The 20,882-nt window shown below is 37.5% G+C and carries 17 protein-coding genes and 1 tRNA gene; 9 read left to right on the top strand and 9 right to left on the bottom strand.

Translation table 11 applies throughout. The annotated features are described in order from the left end of the window. Positions 1–312 precede the first annotated feature (312 nt). The 7 genes from ACSLUO_RS12805 to pepA all read right to left on the bottom strand — a co-directional run bounded on the left by ACSLUO_RS12805 (position 313) and on the right by pepA (position 11,160). Positions 313–3,519: an efflux RND transporter permease subunit gene (locus tag ACSLUO_RS12805; protein ID WP_448248993.1), complete on the bottom strand. Its 3,207-nt coding sequence runs from the start codon at positions 3,517–3,519 to the stop codon at positions 313–315. Further along, positions 3,512–5,029 (bottom strand): efflux RND transporter periplasmic adaptor subunit, encoded by a 1,518-nt coding sequence (locus ACSLUO_RS12800; RefSeq protein WP_448248991.1) that lies wholly within the window; start codon positions 5,027–5,029, stop codon positions 3,512–3,514. The genes ACSLUO_RS12805 and ACSLUO_RS12800 overlap by 8 nt, the downstream gene beginning before the upstream one ends. A 74-nt stretch (positions 5,030–5,103) precedes the next feature. Then, entirely contained in the window at positions 5,104–5,484 is a 381-nt protein-coding gene (locus tag ACSLUO_RS12795) for a hypothetical protein (RefSeq protein ID WP_448248989.1), read from the bottom strand. A 219-nt stretch (positions 5,485–5,703) separates the two neighbouring features. Further along, complete coding sequence (locus ACSLUO_RS12790; RefSeq protein WP_448248987.1) at positions 5,704–5,913, bottom strand: cold-shock protein; 210 nt, start codon at positions 5,911–5,913, stop codon at positions 5,704–5,706. A 347-nt stretch (positions 5,914–6,260) separates the two neighbouring features. Beyond that, on the bottom strand, positions 6,261–9,131 hold the full coding sequence (locus tag ACSLUO_RS12785; RefSeq protein ID WP_448248985.1) for a valine--tRNA ligase: 2,871 nt from the start codon (positions 9,129–9,131) through the stop codon (positions 6,261–6,263). A 10-nt stretch (positions 9,132–9,141) separates the two neighbouring features. Beyond that, the gene (locus ACSLUO_RS12780; protein ID WP_448248983.1) at positions 9,142–9,615 is read right to left on the bottom strand and encodes a DNA polymerase III subunit chi; all 474 of its coding nucleotides are present in this window, start codon (positions 9,613–9,615) and stop codon (positions 9,142–9,144) included. A 33-nt stretch (positions 9,616–9,648) separates the two neighbouring features. Next, positions 9,649–11,160, bottom strand: a complete 1,512-nt coding sequence (gene pepA / locus ACSLUO_RS12775) for a leucyl aminopeptidase (protein WP_448248981.1) — start codon at positions 11,158–11,160, stop codon at positions 9,649–9,651. Between the two features lie 274 nt (positions 11,161–11,434). Here pepA and lptF point away from each other — a divergent pair, with 274 nt between their 5' ends. Further along, positions 11,435–12,562, top strand: coding sequence for an LPS export ABC transporter permease LptF (lptF, locus tag ACSLUO_RS12770; protein WP_448248979.1), 1,128 nt, complete (start codon positions 11,435–11,437; stop codon positions 12,560–12,562). Next, positions 12,559–13,626 (top strand): LPS export ABC transporter permease LptG, encoded by a 1,068-nt coding sequence (gene lptG, locus ACSLUO_RS12765; protein WP_448248978.1) that lies wholly within the window; start codon positions 12,559–12,561, stop codon positions 13,624–13,626. The genes lptF and lptG overlap by 4 nt, the downstream gene beginning before the upstream one ends. Before the next feature lie 41 nt (positions 13,627–13,667). Here the strand turns inward: lptG and ACSLUO_RS12760 are convergent, their stop codons facing one another. After that, complete coding sequence (locus tag ACSLUO_RS12760) at positions 13,668–14,171, bottom strand: RDD family protein (protein ID WP_448248977.1); 504 nt, start codon at positions 14,169–14,171, stop codon at positions 13,668–13,670. A 154-nt stretch (positions 14,172–14,325) separates the two neighbouring features. Between ACSLUO_RS12760 and ACSLUO_RS12755 the strand changes: the two genes are divergently transcribed. The 7 genes from ACSLUO_RS12755 to ACSLUO_RS12725 all read left to right on the top strand — a co-directional run bounded on the left by ACSLUO_RS12755 (position 14,326) and on the right by ACSLUO_RS12725 (position 20,117). Further along, positions 14,326–14,727, top strand: a complete 402-nt coding sequence (locus tag ACSLUO_RS12755; protein WP_448248975.1) for a hypothetical protein — start codon at positions 14,326–14,328, stop codon at positions 14,725–14,727. 105 nt (positions 14,728–14,832) lie between these two features. Next, positions 14,833–14,917, top strand: a tRNA-Leu gene (locus ACSLUO_RS12750). A gap of 114 nt (positions 14,918–15,031) precedes the next feature. Then, entirely contained in the window at positions 15,032–16,045 is a 1,014-nt protein-coding gene (locus ACSLUO_RS12745; protein WP_448248973.1) for a tyrosine-type recombinase/integrase, read from the top strand. A gap of 5 nt (positions 16,046–16,050) precedes the next feature. Beyond that, positions 16,051–16,767, top strand: coding sequence for a hypothetical protein (locus ACSLUO_RS12740; RefSeq protein ID WP_448248971.1), 717 nt, complete (start codon positions 16,051–16,053; stop codon positions 16,765–16,767). Positions 16,768–16,885: 118 nt separating this feature from the next. Next, complete coding sequence (locus ACSLUO_RS12735; RefSeq protein WP_448248969.1) at positions 16,886–17,170, top strand: hypothetical protein; 285 nt, start codon at positions 16,886–16,888, stop codon at positions 17,168–17,170. Then, positions 17,170–17,490, top strand: a complete 321-nt coding sequence (locus tag ACSLUO_RS12730) for a hypothetical protein (RefSeq protein ID WP_448248967.1) — start codon at positions 17,170–17,172, stop codon at positions 17,488–17,490. The genes ACSLUO_RS12735 and ACSLUO_RS12730 overlap by 1 nt, the downstream gene beginning before the upstream one ends. 56 nt (positions 17,491–17,546) lie before the next feature. Further along, the gene (locus ACSLUO_RS12725; protein ID WP_448248966.1) at positions 17,547–20,117 is read left to right on the top strand and encodes a DNA primase family protein; all 2,571 of its coding nucleotides are present in this window, start codon (positions 17,547–17,549) and stop codon (positions 20,115–20,117) included. A gap of 226 nt (positions 20,118–20,343) precedes the next feature. On the opposite strand, the gene ACSLUO_RS12720 is transcribed toward ACSLUO_RS12725, so the two are convergent. Further along, on the bottom strand, positions 20,344–20,882 hold a 539-nt coding region (locus ACSLUO_RS12720; protein ID WP_448248965.1), incomplete at its 5' end, for an IS256 family transposase.

Genomic DNA, 20,882 nt, shown 5'->3' with positions numbered 1-20,882 from the left:
ACTTGGTATCATATTAAATCATTTTTGATCTGTATTCATCACATTGCTACTGTTTATGATAATAAACGTGATGTAATAAACTGTTTTTTGGACGAATTTTTATCTGATTTTTTGATAATAATTTGATTTATGTGCGGTATTTAAGGGAGGGTTGAGGGATTGATCAGGTAATAATTTTATCCGTTAACTTAACTTAACTTAAATTGAATTGAAGTTAGTGAATAATAATAAAATAAGCAGAATTGAGCTTAGAACAATGCTCTGTTCTGCTTAAATTATCGTCACCTAAATATTAATGAGTATGTTTAGTACTTAGCATTTATTTGGTTTATAGAGCATTAAATAAACACAGGGTAATACAAACAAAGTTAATATCAAGGCACTGAGCATACCGCCAACCATAGGCGCGGCAATTCTACTCATAATTTCTGAACCTGTACCCTCGCTGGTTAATATGGGGATTAAGCCTATGATTATGGTGGTAACTGTCATGAGAATTGCTCGAATGCGTTTTGCTGCGCCGTTAGTTATTGCTTGTCTTAAGTCGGCTGAGTTTAACCTTACTAGTTCACTGTTTTGGTTTGGCTTAAGGTCTTGCTGAGCATCAATAATTGCCTGTTTTAAATAGACGATCATGATCACTCCTAGCTCGATAGCCACACCAGCAAGAGCAATAAATCCAACTGCGACCGCAATTGAAAATTTAAAATCTAATAAGTACATCAACCAAAAGCCGCCAATGAGGGCAAAAGGTAAGGTGGTTAAAATCAGCAGCACATCACGCATTTTTTTAAAATTAAGGTAAAGTAAAATCACAATTAATATTAATGTTAGTGGGATCACCAATTGTAATTTATTCGCAACTCGTTGTTGATACTCATATTGTCCCGCCCATTGGTAATTATAGCCAGCAGGCAAAGTGATGTGCTCGCTAATGTGTTGCTCAATCTGTTCAATATAAGCGCTTATATCGTCATGGTTTGGCTCGATCAATAAGGTTGCTGTTAAGCGCGCATTTTCGCTCTTGATCATGGCTGGGCCTTGTTTTATCGCAATGGTTGCAATATCGGCTAATTGAATAATATCGCCTTTTGATGAGGTAAAAAACAATTGTTCAATGGCTTCTGGTGATGAACGGAAATCTTGATAAAAACGCAGAGAAATAGGGTATCTTGCTAAGCCTTCAACGGTTTGAGTTAGCACATTACCACCAATGGCATGAGCAATAACTTGCTGTACTTCTTGCGCATTAATCCCATAATTCGCCAATTTTATATCATCAAGTGAAATGTCAAGATAACGACCGCTAACGGTTTGTTCAGCATAAACTGAACGGGTGCTTGGCTCTTGTAATAACAATTGTTCAATTTGCTCAGACAAGGTGTTTAAAACACTTAGATCCTCCCCTAATAATCGTAAACCTAATGAGGTTTTAATACCGGTGGCTAACATATCAATGCGGGTTTTTATTGGCATTACCCAAGCATTACTAAGGCCTGGAAACTTAATTAATTGTTCAAGTTCCGCCATAAGTTTCTGTTTTGTCATGCCTTCGCGCCATTGAGATTGTGGCTTTAAATGAATAAAACTTTCGATCATGGTTAAAGGGGCGGGATCGGTTGCAGTTTCTGCACGGCCAATTTTTCCTAATACAGTTTCAACTTCAGGAATAGTTTTTATCAATTTATTGGTTTGTTGTAGCAGTTCTTGTGCTTTAGCAATAGAAATAGCAGGGTAAGTAGTTGGCATATACATAATATCGCCTTCGTCTAATTCTGGCATAAATTCATTGCTTAACTTGTTTAGCGGATAATAACTGACCAAAACTAAGATGATGGCAGTACCGATGACGGTTTTAGGCATCCGCAAACATAAACCTAATAATGGCTGATAAAGTGCAATAAAGGCTTGGTTGATGGGGTTTTGTTTTTCAGAGCGAATTTTCCCTCTGATCAAGTAGCCCATTAATACGGGGATCAAACTAATGGCTAAACCTGCTGAAGCTGCCATAGCAAAAGTTTTGGTATAAGCGAGTGGGGCAAACAAGCGACCTTCTTGTGCTTCTAACATAAACACAGGTAAAAAACTGATCGTGATAATCAGCAAACTGAAAAATAACGCTGGGCCAACTTCTTGAGTTGAGGTTAACAACAACTGCCAACGCTTTTCTTCTTCGAGCTTGTTATTAGGATGGCTTTCGTTAAAGCGACTTAAGTGTTTATGGTAATTTTCGATCATCACAATCGCACCGTCGGTCATTGCACCAATGGCAATGGCAATACCGGCTAATGACATAATGTTGGCGTTAATACCTTGCCACTGCATGATAATAAAAGCACTGAGAATACCAAGAGGTAAGCTGACTACGGCAACGATGGCAGAAGGTAAATGCCAAAGAAATAATAAACACACCAAGCTAACAATAAATAATTCTTCACTGAGCTTGTCGGTTAAGTTATTGATCGCATTATCAATTAAATTAGCGCGATTATATACAGTAACTAGCTCAACTCCGTCAGGTAAGCCTTGTTTTAATTTTGCTAATTTAGCTTCAACATTTTTAATGACTTGCTGAGCATTTTCACCAAAGCGCATCACAACAATGCCAGCAACAGCTTCACCTAAACCGTTAAATTCAGCAATGCCACGGCGCATTTGGTTAGTTAATTTAACTTCGGCAATATCTTTTAGAAAAATAGCTGTGGTGCTAGTACTGGTGGTGTTGGTGTTAGTTCTACTGATACCAATGGCGATATTTTGAATGTCTTCAATACTTGCGAGGTAATGTTCACTGGTGACAATATATTCGGCTTCAGCCATTTCAACTACGGCAGCACCAATGGTTTGATTGCTTTGCTTGATTGCATTGATGACATGGCTTAGCGGAACTTGATATTGTCGAAGTTTAAAGGGATCAATCGTTACCTGATATTGTTTTGCCATGCCTCCTAAAGTTGCTATTTCGGAAACTCCAGCAACTGACTGTAATTCAGGTTTTAAATACCAATTTTGTAAGCTAGTAAGTTCACTTAAATCGTGTTGTTTTAATTCTGATTCGGCAGAGTCACTCACGGTATTTTTATTGATTAAAGCATATAAATAAACCCAGCCCACTCCCGTCGCATCAGGTCCTAAACTTGATTTAGCGCTACTAGGTAGTTGGCTATTAACTTGGTTCAGATATTCTAAAACGCGGCTTCTTGCCCAATACATGTCGGTGTCATCTTCAAAAATAATATAAATGTAAGAATCACCAAAAAATGAAAACCCTCGCACGGTTTTCGTTTTGGGTACTGACAACATGGCATTGGTTAATGGGTAAGTAACTTGCTGCTCAACCACTTCAGCTGATTGCCCTGGGTAAGAGGTTTTAATGATAACCTGTACGTCAGATAAATCGGGTATTGCATCAACGGCAGTATTTTTTAATGAGACTAATCCCGCAGCGGTCAGTAATACGCTAAGTAAAATCACTAAAACCCGATTATGAACAGACCATGCAATAATACGATTAATCATGATCATGCCCACCGTTGGCTAAACGTATTTCTTCAATCACAAAATAGTTATCGTGTCGGGTAAAGGTAAAGCTGATTTGGTTATTGACTTGATAGTTGGCAATAGCATCTTGTTGGTGTAATTGATGCGATAAGCTAAATGTCATGGTCATTGCTGGTTGTTGCCATTGTTCAATAGCTTGGTGTGAAATGGTTAGCTGGTTATTTTCATGATCAAGCTCGGTGATAACACCCGTAACCCAAGGCAAAGCATTTTTTTCAGGGGTATGACTCATTTCATGCTCAAGGGAATTGTTGGCCGGCTCTAAACGGTTTAACGACTGCTCGATATTGGCTTGACTATCAATTAAGAATTGGCCGGAGGTGACAATAATTTCATCTCCTGTTAACCCTGAAATGACTTTTGCTAACCCTTGGTGATAGCTGGCGACCTTAATGTTTTTGCTAATAAATTGCTGATCATCGGCTTGGATCACAATGCGTTCGCTGTTACCCGTGCGGATAACACTGTTGGCAGGCACCACTAAACTTGGTTGCTGGTCTTGTTGAATGAAATTAACTTTGGCTTGCATGTTTGGTCGGAACAACTCGGCTGTGTTATCAACTCGTAACCTAACTTTAGCTAAACGATTATTACTTAATAAACTTGGGTAAACGTAATCTACCCTTGTATTAAACACTTGTTGCGGGTAACCGTCTAAGGTGAAACTTGCTGGCATGCCAAGGCTGATTTTTTCTATTTGGCTTTCAAATACTTCAGCTATTAACCATAAAGAATCCATTGCGCTGATTGATAACATTTGAGTTTCAGGCTTTACGTACATACCTTGTCGAATGTTGAGGTGCTCAACATAGCCTGAGCTTGGCGCATAATACGTGATCACCGCTAACACTTTTTTATGCTTTTTAATATTATCTATATTTACTTGCGGTACATATAGCGACTTTAACTTTTTTTCAGCGCCTTGGATCAAGCGTTGATCTTGGCTTTTAAGCGCGAGTACTAATTCTTCTTGGGCATGGGCTAATTCAGGTGAGTAAAAAGTATATAAAGGCTCACCAGCACGCACCTTTTGGCCTTGGCTTTTTACATACAAGGTTTCTATCCAACCGGCGACTCGGCTATGTAAATGCACCATTTTTTCTTCATCATAGGTTAATTGCGCAAAACTTGTGATCGACTCTTGCCACCGCATATGTTGCACCTGTGTTGTTTTTACATTGAGTTGGCTGCTAACTTGTGCGGAGATGTTAACGGCACCGTCAATTTGTTCAGGCGTATTTTTTTCTTCTTTATAAACCGGCACAAGCTCCATCCCCATAGGCGATAGCCCCGGCTGGTCACGGCGAAAATTGGGATCCATCGGGGCAACCCAATATAACGGCTGTTTTTCTTGCTCAGTTTGTTGAGTGGTGGATGATGTTTGTTGTGCTGATAAAAAATAATAACTACCGAATGCCCCAAGGCATAAGGCAAATAAAGTCATTATAACGACAGTGAATGTTTTCACGACGATAACCTCTACTTAAAAAACGATAAATGTAATCAAATTGGCATCATTACCAATTTTTAGACGGATCTATGCTAAGAAGTGTAGAGTGATATCGGAGGGCGGTATAAGCTACTGAGTGCAGCTGGTAACAATAGTGGTTTAACAAAAGAGTTAATATTTTGCTCGCGTAAATGGCTGTTTATTTCGAGCGTGAATAAAGGATTGTGGGAAAATAAAACATGGCAACACTGACAGTTATCGCATTGTGTATTATTTTCTGAATCGTTAGCCATTGGCATTGTGTCAGTTTGCATTTGATGACAGGGCATAACATCAAAGTCGACTGTTGTTTGAGGACTGGAAAAATGCTGCATAGCACAAGGGGTAACAGCATTAATTGCTTGTACAGAAAAGCACAGCAATAAAGCGGTTAACAACCAAGTTTTAATGAATAGCAAGCGAAGTTTTCTCAATGAAAGTCCTAATTAGTAGCTAGGTAAACGAATCATATTAGTAGAGTGTAGCGGAAAAACAGGTATTAATTAAGGTTTGATTGAGCAGCTTATATAGAATTTTGTAAAAATTTATAGCGAGAATATGGCTTTAGCGTGGATGTTGATTTGATATTGATAAAAATTAGAGATAAAAAAAGAGGACATAAAGTCCTCTTTCTCACTAATAGTTAAAAACTATTATAAAGCTGTTACGTTTTCAGCTTCAGGACCTTTTTGGCCTTGCTTAACTGAAAAAGATACTGCTTGACCGTCTGTTAAAGTACGGAAACCAGCACCAGTAATTGCAGAGAAGTGAACGAAAACGTCAGGGCCGTTTTCTTGCTCGATGAAACCAAAACCTTTAGATTCGTTGAAAAATTTTACTTTACCATTAACTGTATCAGACATTACATTTATCCATATATCTTAAATTTAAATTGCGGCCTAATTTTCTAAATGAAAATAAGTACCATTGTTTTTCACGGAGTAAATGCCCTCTACCCAAAAGTACAGACAGAGGAAGGTATCCAATAACACTAGCGCGTAAGGGGTGGTCAACAAGTTGACTAGACCTTCATCCGAAACGCAAAAACTCAACGCGAAGCTAGATTACCACACAAATAATCTAGATGCTCTCTTTTTAACAATTATTTATTACATATTTCTTAAATTTATAAAAAAAGCAGCTAGAAGCTGCTTTTTATCAGGTTTGCTTGATATTTAATCTACTTTTGTTTTAAAAGTGTACTTGTAAGTTATAAAGCCGCAATTTGTGCTTTTTGTTCAATCATTTTAGTTAATGTTGATTGAGCTTCTGCTAATTTCGCTTTTTCTTTATCAATTACCGCCGCAGGTGCTTTACTAACAAATTTTTCGTTACTTAATTTACCTTCAGTACGCTGTACATCTTTTTCAAGTTTTTCAATGGCTTTAGATAAACGAGCAAGTTCCGCGTCTTTATCAATTAAACCGGCCATTGGAATAAGTACCGACATATCACCAATAACGGCCGTGGCTGAGGCAGGACCTTCTTCGTTATCGGCTAATACACTTATTGCTTCAAGTTTTGCTAAGGCACTTAAAAACTGCTCGTTGTCAGCTAAACGACGTTTATCTTCATCAGAAACATTTTTTAGCAACACTGGTAATGGTTTACTTGGGGCAATATCCATTTCACCACGGATATTACGAATAGCAATAATAAATTGTTTTACCCATTCCAAATCATTAATCGCGGTTTGATCAACTTGTTCGGCATTATATTGTGGAAAGCTTTGGATCATAATGCTGTCGCCGTTTTTCTCAAACGAGGTTAACGGTACAACACGTTGCCAAATGGTTTCGGTAATGTATGGCATGATTGGATGCATTAAACGTAATAACGCTTCTAACGTTGATACTAGGGTGTAACGTGTGCCACGCTGTTGCGCTTCATTACCTTTAAATAATACCGGCTTAGTTAATTCTAAATACCAGTCACAGAATTGATTCCAGGTAAACTCATATAAAGCTTGTGAGGCTAAATCAAAACGGAAGTTAGCAAATGATTCATGTACGGTTTTTACGGTTTTTTGGAACTGTGCTTGGATCCAGCGATCTGCTAATGAAAATTCTAGTTCGCCGCCACTTTCTTTCGATGAAGAGCGGCCACAATCTTGATCTTCAGTGTTCATTAATACATAACGACTCGCATTCCATAGCTTGTTACAGAAATTACGATAGCCGTCTAAGCGTTTCATATCCCAACTAACATCACGGCCAGTTGAGGCTAATGCTGAAAGGGTAAAGCGCAGAGCGTCAGTACCATGTGCTTCAATACCTTCAGGAAATTCTTTTTTGGTTAATTTAGTAATTTTGGCCGCCAATTGTGGCTGCATCATATTACCAGTACGTTTTTCTAATAAATCGTCTAATGAAATACCATCAATCATATCTAATGGGTCAATAACATTACCCTTAGATTTTGACATTTTATCGCCATTTTCATCACGAATTAGTCCGGTAACATACACTTGTTTGAATGGTACTTGCGGTTTGCCATTTTCATCTTTAATGAAATGCATGGTCATCATGATCATACGAGCAACCCAGAAGAAAATAATATCAAAACCCGTTACTAACACGTCAGTAGAATGGAATTTTTTCATCATTTCTTCTTCATTAGGCCAGCCTAATGTTGAGAATGTCCAAAGGGCAGACGAAAACCATGTATCGAGTACATCTTCATCTTGACGAAGTGGCATGTCGGCAGGAATGTCATTATTAGCACGAACTTCTTCTTCAGTTCTGCCAACAAAAACGTTACCGTTTTCGTCATACCAAGCCGGAATACGATGTCCCCACCAAAGTTGACGAGAAATACACCAGTCTTGCACGTCACGCATCCAAGCAAAGTACATGTTTTCATATTGTTTTGGTACAAACTCAATATCGCCATTTTCAACGGCTTCAATGGCAGGTTTAGCTAACTTTTCAACTCTTACATACCATTGGTCGGTTAATAGTGGCTCAATGATCACACCAGATCTGTCACCATAAGGTGCTACTAAATCATGATCTTTTACTTCAACTAATAAGCCAGCTTGGTCAAATTGTTCAACAATGGCTTTACGAGCGTCAAAGCGATCAAGCCCTACTAAATCAGCAGGTAAGCTAGCATCATAAACATCTGATGGTTCACCATTAGTGGTGTAAACTTCCGCTTGCGCTAAAATAGCAGCGTCTTGATCGAAAATATTGATCATTGGTAAACCACAGCGTTTACCTACTTCGTTATCGTTGAAGTCGTGAGCAGGGGTGATTTTTACACAACCTGTGCCTTTTTCCATATCGGCATGTTCATCACCAACAATAGGAATTAAACGATTAACTAAAGGTAATAAAATATTTTTACCAATTAAGTCTTTATAACGAGGGTCTTCAGGGTTAACGGCAACGCCGGTATCGCCTAACATGGTTTCTGGGCGAGTCGTGGCAACCACTAAATAGTCTTTGCCTTCAGCAGTTTTTGCACCATCAGCTAGCGGATAGCGTAAGTGCCACATGTGACCCTTTTTGTCTTTGTTTTCAACTTCTAGATCAGAAATAGCGGTATGGAATTTAGGATCCCAGTTAACTAAACGCTTGCCGCGATAAATTAAGTCATCTTCAAATAACCGTACAAACACTTCTTGTACTGCGGCCGACATGCCGTCATCCATAGTAAAGCGTTCACGCGACCAATCAATTGAGTTACCCAAGCGGCGCATTTGTTTACCAATAGCACCACCTGATTCTTCTTTCCATTCCCATACTTTGTCGATAAAAGCATCACGACCATAATCATGGCGAGTTTTGTCTTCTTCAGCAGCAATTTTACGTTCAACCACCATTTGAGTGGCAATACCTGCGTGATCGGTACCGGTTTGCCACAGCGTACTTTTACCTTGCATACGTTGATAACGAATTAAGGTGTCCATAATGGTTTGTTGAAAAGCATGTCCCATATGCAAGCTACCAGTCACATTCGGTGGTGGAATAGCAATACAGTAGCCGTCACCGTCGCCAGTTGGGCTAAAGTAACCTTTTTCTTCCCACGTTTGGTAAAGAGAGTTTTCGATGTCAGAAGGATTAAATGTTTTTTCCATGGGTACTTACTTATGGTTGCTCAGTAGATGTTGTTTTCGCTGTTTCAATTGCTTGAGTTTCGATATGAAAACCGGCTTGTCGGTATTGCTTAAAGCGCTCACGAGCTTGCTGTTTTAATAACGTTTCAGCGGGCACAAAATCTATAATATGTGAATAATTACCAGCAAAACTTGGTATTTGGCTGGCTAAATTAATAAGGAATGGACGGCGGTTTTTTGGTATTTGGTAGCCAATTTCAACCGGTGCCCCCTGTGTTGGGCCTTCACCTACTAAATTGTGAGGCACAAAACTGTCAGGTTCAAAGCCCCATAACATTTCATCAATGGCATGGGCACTTTGTTGATCATCCGTGTGAATATAAACACGTTGATTGTTGCGATAACAAACACTGGCGTGCAAACAAGCTTGAAACAAATGAGCAGTTGCCATTGTTTCTTCGCTAGACTCTTCGGGTAATAAGTAGAACATTACCTGTGTTTGCATGTGTTTAATTACCTAGTGTCAATAAATATTAGGTTAGGCTTCGCCTTGCTCAACGCCTGAACGATTCAGTAAAAACTGCGTTAACATACTAACCGGACGGCCAGTTGAACCTTTGGTTTTACCACCACTACGCCACGCTGTACCGGCAATATCTAAATGCGCCCAGTGATATTTTTTAGTAAAACGAGATAAAAAGGCAGCAGCAGTAATAGTGCCAGCACCTTTACCACCTAAGTTAGTAAAGTCTGCAAATGGGCTTTCAAGCTGCTCTTGATATTCTTCCCATAACGGTAAGCGCCATGCTCTGTCGCCACTTTGCTCTGAAGCATTTAATAACTCATGAGCAAGTGGGTTATGTGTGCTCATTAAACCTGAGGCATGACTACCTAAAGCAACAATACAAGCGCCAGTTAAAGTAGCAACATCAATAACGGATTCTGGTTCAAAACGTTCAACATAAGTTAACGCATCACATAATACTAAACGGCCTTCAGCGTCGGTATTTAATACTTCAACCGTTTGTCCTGACATCGTGGTTAAGATATCACCTGGGCGATACGCTTTACTACTAGGCATGTTTTCACACCCAGCTAAAACACCAATCACATTAACCGGTAATTGTAATTCTGCTAAGGCATGCATAGCACCTAAAACACTAGCTGCACCACCCATGTCGTATTTCATTTCGTCCATGCCAGCGCCGGGTTTTAATGAAATACCACCACTGTCGAAGGTTAAACCTTTACCAACTAGAACAATGGGGGCGCTGTCGTTGTTAGCACCGTTATACTTAATAATGCTCATCATAGATTCATTCGCTGAACCACGACCGACCGCTAAATAGGAACCCATATTAAGGGCTTCCATTTCGTTTTCACCTAAAACTTCGGTGCTAATGTTTTCATATTCATCCGCTAATATTTTGGCTTGCTCTGCTAAATAGGCCGGATTACAAATGTTAGGTGGCATGTTAGCTACGTTTTTACAGGTAGTAATGCCTTCAGATACTGCTAACCCATGAGCGATAGCACGTTCACCAATAGGTAATTCACGGCGAGTAGGTACGTTTAATACCATTTTTCGTAATGGGCGGCGCGGCTCTTGTTTGCGGGTTTTTAAACTGTTGAAACTATATAAACAGTCGTGCGTTGCTTCTACGGCTTGACGCACTTTCCAATAAGTATCACGGCCTTTAACATGTAATTCAGACAGAAAACAAACCGCTTCCATTGAGCCGGTTTCATTTAAGGTATTGATAGTTTTGCTGATAATTTGGCGATATTGACGTTCATCTAATTCACGTTCTTTGCCACAGCCAACTAATAACACACGTTCACTTAAAATATTAGGAACATGATGCAAAAGTAACATTTGCCCTGATTTACCTTCTAAGTCACCACGACGTAAAAGGTTACTAATATAACCACCACTGATTTCATCTAATTGCTCAGCAATTGCTGATAGACGACGAGGTTCAAAAACCCCAACTACAATGCAGGCGCTTCTTTGTTTTTCTGGGCTGCCACTTTTTACACTGAACTCCATGAGCTCTCCTATTGCAATAAACGGTACTTTTTCTGACGTAAGCTTGGTAAAATAATTAAATTATCGATATGCTTAGTAGCATACATTCAACGCTAAAGGCTATAATTATAGCCGTATTCGTTTAGATTACCTATGGGCTTTACATTTTATTTATGTATAAAAATGACCAGTTTACTCAAAAATCAGCCTTATACCAGAAAAAAACTATGTTTTGTGTAATCTATCTACGAATTCTTTCGCTACAATTTTCTCAAAGTCTCCAAGGATATAATTCGTGATCCTCTCTCGCTATTTATTGTTAGAAGTAGCTAAAACACAGTTCGCCGTGTTTTTTGTTTTGATGACTATTTTTATTAGTCAGAAGTTTGTCAGTATTTTAGGTGATGCCTCAGAAGGTGGTATTCCCGGTAATTTAGTGATGGTGTTTATTGGCTTAAAAGCGCCTGAACTTGCTGGTATGTTAATGCCGTTAAGTATGTTTTTAGGGGTTTTATTAGCGTATGGCCGTATTTATGCCGATAGTGAAATGACGGTATTGCATGCTTGTGGTGTGAGTGAGTGGTACATCGTTCGGATCACCTTGATATTAAGTTTCCTAACCGCGCTTTTAACCGGATTATTTACTTTATATTTATCGCCATTAGCGGCTGATTATGAAGTACAAGTTAAAGCAGAATTGGCGGCTGACTCTGGGTTAAGCTCTTTAGTTGCAGGTAGGTTTCAAAAAACCGGTAATGATAAAGCGGTGGTTTTTGTTCATGACAAAACTCGAAATACCAATGAATTATCAAAAGTATTTGTTGCCCAGTTACCTGATCGCGATGGTAATGAACAGTCAGTGATTAATTCAAGCTTAGTATATGCTGAAAAAGGGCAAGTAAAAGAAGATGAATCTGGCGCACAAAAACTAACTATGGAAAATGGCTACCGTTATCAAAGTGATGCCAGTAATGGTGAATTTAGAGCGGTGTCGTTTGGCAAATATCATATTGAAATACAAGAAAAGAAAGTCGAACATACGCGCCGTAAATTAAGTGCATTACCTACGGAACAGCTATTTAACGAAGATTTACCCGAATCACGTGCAGCTATTCATTGGCGTTTTGCTTTTCCAATTGCTTGTTTAATTCTAACCTTAATTGCAGTGCCGTTAAGTGTGGTGAACCCACGCCAAGGTAAGTTTGCCAAAATGTTACCCGCATTATTGTTATTTTTAGGTTATTTTTTATTACTTACCGCCATGCGCTCAAGTATTGAAAGTGGTGCGGTGCCAAGTGGTGTAGGCTTATGGCCGATTCATTTTGTTGCGTTAGTGTTAGGGATTACTTTAATAATGCAAGAACGTAGCAGTGGTAAAAAAATTAAAGCGAAAGTTAAACGTAAAAAAGGTGACAACACGTGAAGATTCTTGACTTATACATTGGCAGAATTTTAGCGTCGACAACCTTTATTACCTTAGCGGTATTTGTCAGCGTTAGCGGTATTATTAAGTTTGTTGAACAAATGAAAACGGTTGGCCGTGGCAGTTATGAATTAAGCCATGCGGCGCTTTATGTGTTTTATGCTATTCCGCGTGATATTGAAATATTCTTTCCTATGGCAGCCTTAATAGGTGGCTTAATTGGCTTAGGCATGATGGCCAGTAATAGCGAATTAGTGGTAATGCAAGCGGCGGGGTTGTCACGTTTAAATATTATTAAATCGGTGATGAAAACATCCGTAGTGTTAATTATCTTTAGCATGATTATTGGCGAATGGTTTGCACCGGTAGGCGAAGAAAAAGCCCGAGAAATTCGTGCCCAAGCTATTTCAGGCGGTAGCTTAATTTCTTCTGATAGTGGGGTGTGGGCAAAAGATGGTGACTACTTTGTTCACATTGGCGAAGTAAAATCGAAAGGTGCTTTGATTGATGTGCAAATTTATCGCTTTGATCAAAACCTCAAACTTGCCAGTTGGACTTCTGCCAGTGAAGCTAAGTATTTAGGCAATACTTGGCAAATTTATGATGTGGTAAATACAGAAATCACTGAGCAGCAAATAATTAAATCAGAAGTTGATGTACAATTGTGGGCTTCTTCTTTAACACCAGACAAATTAGGTGTGGTAACCGTTAAGCCAGAGTCACTGTCAATTGCTGGTTTAATTGATTATTTAGATTATTTAAAAGCAAATGAACAAGACCCAAGCCGTTATTTGTTAGCCTTTTGGCGTAAGGTAATGCAGCCGATCACCGTTGCTGTGATGTTATTGTTAGCCTTGTCGTTTATTTTTGGGCCATTACGGTCAATGTCAATGGGCGCTAGAATCATGATGGGGGTAGTAACTGGCTTAGGTTTTCATATATTAAACCAAGCCATGGGCTCAATGAGCTTGGTTTATCAATTACCACCGGTTCTAGGAGCGATAATGCCGAGTGTGTTAGTGGTGGCTATTGCACTTTATTTTATTAATAAACGTACAACTTAGCGAATTAGCCAAATAAAGCCGTTAATTTTTATCGGCTTTATTTATTCTCCGTTACTCCAGTTAGCACCTTTGTTCGCCTCTAACGATAACAACACCACTTCGGTATTCGTACATTTATCTTGTAAGCTCAGTTTGTTTTTTCGATCAAAAATCACCCATAAATTACCTAAACCTAACAAGGTTGGTAACAAACGTTTTATGCCCGTTTTTTTCGAAATTAAACCACCATTTTGGTTTTGAACTCTTAAGCGCCAAGCTCGCATTCCTAATGTTTGACCACTGCGTGCCCAAAAATAAACAAAGAAAAAACTTACCCAAGCTAGCTTCCAAGCTTCATTTAATGAAGTATAAAACCAAGAGTTTTGGAGAATAGAAATAACATGTTCTTCGCCATTGCGATTAACAATCCCTATATCAACAAGTAGTGCGAAAATAATAAAACTGACAGCACCGGCCGCCATATAAACCGCAATTGATAATAAAACATCATAAACCCAAGAACCAAAACGACGTCGAAAGCCTGCACGAGGAAAATTATCAGTCACAACTCTGTACCCTAAAATGAAATTGGCGCTAGTGTAACAAAGAATAAGATTAAATTAACTATTCCCCTTTAAAACGTAATGTTTTAGAGTTAATTGACATTAGGTGCTAATGTTAAACAACCTGAATTAGGGATAAATTTAAGGCGAAATACTGATGGCAAATTTGTCTTCTCATGGCAAACATAACATATGGTTAGATAATAATATTGTTTACGTGGAAAGCACGGGCCCCTGGAATATGGAGTACTTTCAACAATTGCATCTTGAGATGCCGAATCTAATAGCACAAATACCAAATCAGCGATATGTTGTTTGTTTAACTCTTATTGGCGATGCAATACCGGTAAAAGAAGCAATAGCGTTTCATACCGAGTATGCTAAAACAAGATCTGTACTGGCGATAGCGCTGGATATGTCAAAGTGCACAAGTAAGGTCATAACGCAGAAAATACTTTCGGACATCTATCGCTGCGCAAATATACAACATCAGTTTTTTGAAGATAGTGATACGGCGAAAGCTTGGTTAATTGAAGTTTTGCAGCGTAAAGTTGACTAAACATTCACCAGTTAAGTTTACAAGCTATAAAAGTTGTTGCTTAGCTGCGTTATTCTCGTATAATTCCAGCCACTTAATAAGCTTTAGCTTAATATTACAAATTCTGCCGGTGTGGTGAAATTGGTATACACGACGGATTCAAAATCCGTTGCAGCAATGCGTGGCGGTTCGAGTCCGCCCACCGGTACCATTCTTTTTATCCTTTTTGGTCAAAGGGTTAGAGGGAATTAAAACTAAAAAGTCTCTCAAAGTGTCGTGGTTATTCATAACTAATATGTGCAAATATGTGCAATAGGAGAATAACATGGCCTCTATACAAGTTCTAAACCGTCAATCCGGAAAGCGTTATCGTGTGCAATTCATGAAAAATGGAAAGCGCATAGGTAAAGTTTTTTCTCGCAAAAAAGAAGCTGAATTATTTTTAGCTCAATTAACTGTTAATGATAATTTATCAAATGCTTTAACAGATAACATACTTACCTCACATACTATTAAGCAATCAATTGAAGAGTTTATTACCCAATACCAAGGTAAATGTCCAAGCATGAAGCTTCGACTTAGTTTTTGGTTGGATAATTATGGCTCACTCACTGTCGGGAAGTTTAATCGTTCACATGTGAAAGCAGGAATGAATAAGTTAACCGCTAAAGGATACTCGCCAGCTTCACTTAATAGATATAAAGCAGCTATTAGCTCAGTGTATACATATTTAAGGGATCAATATGATATATCGCAAAACCCAGCTAGAGAGGTTAAGCAGCAAAGGGAAGATAATGCACGGTGTAGATATTTATCTCAAAAAGAAAGAATCGAATTATTAAAGGTTAGTAAAAAATCATATTGGAATAAGCTTTATTTGCTCGTTTTATTGGCTTTAACAACAGGAGCTAGGAGAGGAGATTTAATTAAGCTGAAGTGGTCAGATATTGATTTTAAAAATAATAATGCTCTTGTAGAAACTAGTAAAAATGGCGAACCTAGAGTTTTACCTTTAACTAATGATGTATTGAATGAATTACTAAAATTCAGAGAAGTTGGTTGTAATTATATATTTAACCACCCGTCAAAAATGAATGCCTATTTTAAAAATTTTGATGGAGCATGGAGACAAGCATTAAAACAAGCACAAATTGAAAATTTTAAGTTTCATGACTTACGACATACTGCTGCAAGTTATTTAGCAATGGCTAATGTGCAGATAGGACAAATTGCCGATATATTAGGTCATAAAACCTTAGACGTAACTAAACGCTATATTCACTTATCTACAGAGTATAAATCACAAGTTATTAATAATGTGATGGGAGGGATTAATTAATGGTCATGGAAAATATTAAACACAATGAATTTGTACTTATTTACAGCTGGAATGGCAAAAAATACACGCAAAGTTTCAGCTTTCACCCTGTTGATTTAGAAAATTCATTTGGTTCTAGGGATTTAAGTTCTTTAGAAATAATGAACATAAAAGCCAATATCGAAGGATTTACATATCAATCTTTAGATCATTTACCAAAAATATTTTTAATAACCCCCCCACAGTGGAGTAAGTTTTGGCTAGAAAATTTTTCAAAATCAGATGAGGAAATAGGAATTGGAGCATTTCAGGCTTTACAAAAAAAATACAAAAATCAGCATATGTTAGATGCGTTGGAAGCAATAAAACAAATAAAAAGTGGTAAAGAGACATTACAGAACATAATAGATAATGGTGAAGGGTACTTAACTGAAATTGAACCACTTAAGTCGTTTATAAACTCTAAAGAGGCGCGAAAATATTTATATACCCCCCCTAAAGGGGGCAGTATTGCATACTTTAGGGAAGAAGATTATGAAATATATAAACAAGTTTACCGTTTCATGGTTGATGATAAACTTAGTCGAGCTAAAGCAAGTAAAGTTGTGGCAAAAATTTATTTAGGAAAATATAAAACACAATATCATCATTTTGAAGATTTAGCTGAATACATAGAAAAAACATTAGTACCTAAATATGACAAAATTAAAGGGTTGAGCAGTAACGAAGCTAAGATTAGATAGTTTTTATTTGTGCGCTGGTTGATTATTGTACAGTCATTACTTTAGATAATAAAAATACAATAAGTAATTCTATCCTCGTTAACCCGCAAATAACTGCGATCACTTTAACGAGGCGACTATGACCAATATTGAACTCAAACTTAATGATTTTGACCTTACAAAATATGTTACTGATTTAAAAAACTGGAGACCATTAAAAGAATTACCCGAGAAATATGAACAATTCGATTATTCACAGCTTAAATACCTCATGTGGAAACGAGAAGAACATCAAGGTTTATCGCAATGCGTTCGCATTGTAGGTAAGCGAATGTATGTATGTGTTCCACTATTTGGCTTATGGCTTTCCAATTCACTCCCTGAACAAATAGTTTCCAGCAGTGTGACTAAGGGAGGTGAATAATGGAACTCATAGATGGTATTTCACTTAAAAAAATATCTCCCAAAAAACATCGACTGATAATTTTGGATTGTATACCTACGTTACTGGTGGTCAGAGGGAAATTAACTAGAGAATTTCTGCAGCTTGATAAAAATAGACTTAGTGCGATGCTATATTTTCTTCATCAAGCAGACTATCTGAATGTAAGTTCGCAACATCTTGTTAATTTGGTTAATAGTTATCAGGAGTTTTTGTTATTAAATCCTGAACAAGCCAAGATGAAAACTCCTGAAAATGCATCATTCGTAGATGCTAAACCATTCCTTGAATCCTTAAAATAAGCTGATTAGCACAAGCCATATTGTTAGATATGGCTTGTGTAAGCAAGATAAATAATATGAATAATTTTGATGAAAGTCAGGCTCGTCCGTTTATCAAGCTATTACATGGTGATGAAGAAGCTAACGTTTGTTGGCAAGTTTTCCATGATAGTCAAACGAGCGCTGATACTTATAATAACCCTGTAACTTTCCATGCACGATTACAAGATGCAATCGACTTTTTTAAAGGAGTTAAACCCTACAATTATGGTATTTACTGTACATTAAATAGAACCGATGGTAATGGCCGCGCATTAGAAAATATACGTGGTTATAGTTTCGTATTTGCCGACTTTGATAATACTGTTATCGGTGATTTACCACTTGAACCACATTTAATAACACAACGTGATGCAACACATTCACACTGTTATTGGCGCGTTAGCGGTATGGTTACTGATGACATATTTAAACGCTGTCAAAAACGTGCTGCTGTTTATTTAGGTACTGATAGACAAGTGTTCGATCCAAGTCGTGTTGTACGTGTTGCTGGTTCCTACAACTGTAAAAATCACCTCAACCCTATGATGTATAACATCGTTAAAATTGAAGCTGATAAACCTGCTTACACGGTTGACGAGTTTGAAACTGGTTTTAAATTATCAGGTGAAAAACTTACCGACTTTGATCAATGGTGTGAGACTAAATCAGCACTGATGGAAGGTGATGAATATAATGACTTACCTATCTATCGTGAGCGCTTTAAAACGTGGTTAAAGTTTCAGGCAGACCCTGCTGTAAAAGGTAATGGACGTTCATACGGTGTTTTACGTGCTGCTGCAATGGGTAAAGATTTAGGCATACCGTTAGCAGAAGCGCAGCAAATGATGTGGGAACATTATAATGACCGTATTCAACCACCTTATAGTGAGCAAGAACGCATATCTAAACTGTATAAATATACTGAGCGTGGTTATCGCTACGGTAATAACGCTGTTGGTTGTCGTACTGCTGCTGCATCATTTTTACGTGAATGTGGTGAAGTACCTGAACCAACTGGTGGTTGGGAACACAATCAATCATTAAAGTATAAACTCGCTAATAGGGTTGATACAGCCGTTAACATAAGCGAAGGGTTATTACCATTTGAAGGAGCTTATCCAACTTTTGATCTTGCTTTAAATGCATTAAAGGAGTCGCCAGATAATGATGAATTGTATAATTTATGTATAAAATTTATCAGCACATCATCTCACTTGAGTGTCGATAAATACAGGCGGTCATTAAGCCATTTAACAGGTATAACACTAACTGAAATCAAATCTCATGTAAGAGCTTTTAATAAAGCTAGTAAGCCTAAAGCTTTGACTCACGGAGATATGGCAAAGCTTTACACACATAACGCCCAAGAAAAAAACATAATTGCTGAGTACGGTAAATTATGGCTATATAGTAATGAAAAAGGGATTTTTGAGTCTAAAGATTTAAACAAAGTAAGCTTAGATATATCAAATCAGTTTAATGACGAAACACGATGTTCGCGAGTCTCGGACTATAAAGGTATAACAAGTATTTGTTATGACATTATTGAGCAACCATCATTTTTTGAAAAATCGACTAAAGGAATTGTTACATCTGAAGGTATTTATACCGTTAACAATAACAAAGTTGAATTACAAAAACCTAGCCCTGAAAACAGAATGAGATTCAGGTTAAAAGTTGTTCCTGATTTTGATTCCACTCCCTCTTTATTCTTATCAATGTTGAAACATACGTTCGGTGAAACTTATGATGATCAAATAAGGCAACTACAGCAGTTTTTTGGGTTAGCTGTTTTTGGCTTGCAATATAAAGAACAAAAAGCATGTTTTTTAAAAGGTGTTGCTGGAAGCGGTAAATCTACTGTTTTAAAGATATTAGAGAAAATTGTACCTAGACAGTATATATCAAATATTAGTCCTTTAGAGTTTGATGAAGATTACAAAAAAGCAGAGTTAGCCGGAAAGCTTTTAAATTTAGTACCTGAAATATCGAAAGATAAACCAATACCTTCAGATCATTTTAAAAGTATTATTGCTGGCGATACCATTAATGCTCGTGAACCTTACGGCAAAGTTTTTTCTTTTTCACCTGATTCTGGTAACTGGTTTAATGGTAATTTTTATATGACAACTAGAGATCAAACAGATGGGTTTTATAGGCGCTGGGCGATTATTGATTTTATACACGCAAAGTCACAACCAGAAAGAGATCCTAACTTAATTAGTAAGATTTGTGATAATGAATTGCCAGCTATTTTAGGCTGGTTAATTGATGGGGTTAAAGATTATCTAACTAATGGGCTTTACCTGAGTGATCAGCATAAAGTGTGCTTAAGAGAGTGGAAAAAAGAAAGTAATAGTGTGATTGGTTGGTTACATGATAATGATTCAATATTAACTATTCGGACAGATGTGAAAGATGATCCAATAAGAATTAGTGCTTCGTATGAACATTATTCTACGTGGTGCCTTAAAACAAAGCGTAAGCCGTATAGCAAGAAAGTCTTTAAAGGTTTTATGGCTGAACAGGGGCATAGTTCAAGTATGTATAATGGATATGAGGTTTATAAAGAATTAACCACAAGAGAACCAATAGCTATAAATTAATTATTTTAACCATAGTGGGAAAAGTGGGGTTTCTATAAAAAACAAAATAATTTATAATTTTTTAAATCCTAGTTAATTAGGTTAGGAATATTTTTTCATAAATAAAATTGTTTAAATAAAACTCCACTATTACCACTAAAGGTTAATGAATATGGTTATTGGATTTCATGTTCCAAATTTTATGCGTCAAAAAGACCCTGTAACACATTTTGTGTAACTGCCAAGTTTAAATAACATCTTTCAAACGGTCTTCGAATTCAATCATAAATCGATTCAAGGCCGTTTTCCAATTTCTTATCGGCATCGTCCATTTTTTAGATGCTTGCTCAATCGCCAAATAGATAACTTTCTTCGCTGAATCATCATGCGGAAATAACTTACGCTTTTTAATCGCTTTACGAATAACACTGTTCAGTGACTCAATAGCGTTCGTGGTATAAATTGCTTTGCGTATATCCTCAGGGTAATTAAATAGCGTACTGACGTTTTGCCAGTTGTTACGCCACGAGCGCGATATGTTGGGGTATTTGCTATCCCAGCACTGTTCAAATTGTTCAAGTGACAACAAAGCGTCATCTTCAGTGACGGATTGGTAAATACGTTTTAAATCAGCTGTGATAGCTTTGTAGTCTTTCCATGGCACAAACTTCAATGAATTACGCACCATATGGACAATGCAGAGCTGAATTTGCGTATCAGGGTAAACGGTATTAATCGCATCAGGAAATCCTTTTAGCCCATCAACACAAGCGATGAGGATATCTT

Source organism: Thalassotalea agariperforans, from assembly GCF_053470345.1.
The sequence above is the reverse complement of the archived record's forward strand: the minus strand, read 5'-3'. Positions and strand labels throughout refer to the sequence as shown.